The organism is Streptomyces pyxinicus, from assembly GCF_024753135.1.
Taxonomy (GTDB): Bacteria; Actinomycetota; Actinomycetes; order Streptomycetales; family Streptomycetaceae; genus Streptomyces; species Streptomyces pyxinicus.
On record NZ_JANUGP010000065.1, the window covers coordinates 1 to 1654 of the forward strand.

General features: G+C 73.2%; 1 protein-coding gene. It reads right to left on the reverse strand.

The window, feature by feature from the left end; genetic code table 11:
* A partial coding sequence (locus tag NX794_RS35735) for an AMP-binding protein (protein WP_258783880.1) occupies positions 1-1583 on the reverse strand: 1583 nt, incomplete at its 3' end.
* Positions 1584-1654: the final 71 nt, after the last annotated feature.

Consider the following 1654-nt stretch of genomic DNA (forward strand, 5'->3'; position numbering starts at 1 on the left):
CTCGGGCATGTGCTCAGGTCGGAGTCGGCGAGGAAAGCGGCGAGCATCGAGGGTACGAAGTGGCAGACCGTGACGGCCTGTTCGCGGATGAGTGCGGCCAGGTAGTGCGGGTCCTTGTGTCCCTCGGGTCGCGCGATGACCAGTGGCACGCCCTGCGCGAGGGGCCAGAACAGCTCCCAGACGGAGACGTCGAAGGTGGTGGGCGTCTTGAGCAGTACGCGGTCTCCGTCGGTCAGGCGGTAGGTGTCCTGCATCCATTGGAGGCGGTTGACGATGGCGGCGTGTTCGATCAGCACGCCCTTGGGGCGTCCGGTCGACCCGGAGGTGAACAGGACGTAGGCGGGGTGGGACGGCAGCAGCGGTGCGAGCCGGTCGGCGTCCGTGACCGTGTCCGCCGCCAGCCCCGCCAACTCCTCTGCCACGGTGGGCGTGTCGAGCACGATCCGCACCAGGTCCGCCGGGAGCGCGCCCTCCGACGCGCGGTCGGTGAGTACCGCGACCGGCGCGGCGGTGTCGGTCATGTAGGCGAGCCGGTCGGCGGGCAGCGCCGGGTCGAGCGGCAGATAGGCGCCGCCGGCGCGCACCACGGCGTGCAGGGCGATGAGCAGGTCCAGTGACCGGGGGAGGGCCACGGCGACGACGGATTCGGAGCCGACGCCCCGCCCGACGAGCAGCCGGGCGAGCCGGTTGACCCGCTCCTCGAAGGCGCCCCGGGTCAGGCAGTCGCCGTCGAAGAGCAGCGCGGTGGCCTCGGGGTCACGGGCTCCGTCCGCCACGAGGTCGGCGAGGGTGGCGGGGCCCTCCAGGACGCGCGCGGTGTCGTTCCAGCCGTACAGCACCCGCTCCCGCTCACTCGCGTCCAGCAGGTCGAGGTGTGCGAGGGGAACGTCCGGTGTCGCCACCACCCGCTCCAGCAGCCGTACCAGCCGGGACAGCAGCCGTTCGGCGCCGGACCGCTCGAACAGGTCGACGGCGTAGCGGACTCCGCAGGTCAGCACCGGTCCGTCGGCGCCGCCCGGCAGGCGCCGGAACAGGATCTCCAGGTCGAACTTGGCGGCGCCGGCGCGCACCGGGAACTCGGCCGTGTCCGCGCCCAGCAGTCGGCTGTGGTCCGGGGCGCCGCCCTCGTAGGCCACCATCGTCTGGAAGAGGGGGTGGCGGGCGAGCGTGCGGTGCGGGTCGAGGGCCTCCACCACGCGGTCGAAGGGCAGGTCGGCGTGGTCCAGGGCGGCCAGGTCGGTCGTCCGCACCCGCTCCAGCAGGCCGGCGAAGGTGGGGTCGCCGCTCAGGTCCGTGCGCAGGACGAGGGTGTTGACGAAGAAGCCGACGAGGTCGTGCAGCGCGCTGTCGGAACGTCCGGCGACGGGAGCGCCGAGCGGGATGTCGTCACCGGCGCCCAGGCGGTGCAGCAGGGCGGCGACCGCCGCGTGCGCCACCATGAACATGGTCGTCCCGGAGGCCCCCGCGAGCCGCTCCAGCCCGGTCAGCACCTCCTCGGGCAGTTCGACGGTCAGCGTGTCGCCCCGATGGGAGGGGACGGCGGGACGCGGCCGGTCGGTCGGCAGCGCGAGTTCGTCCGGCATTCCGGCGAGTGCTTGACGCCAGTGGTCCGTCTGACGGACGGCCGGCGAGTCCTCGGCACCGTCGAGCAGGG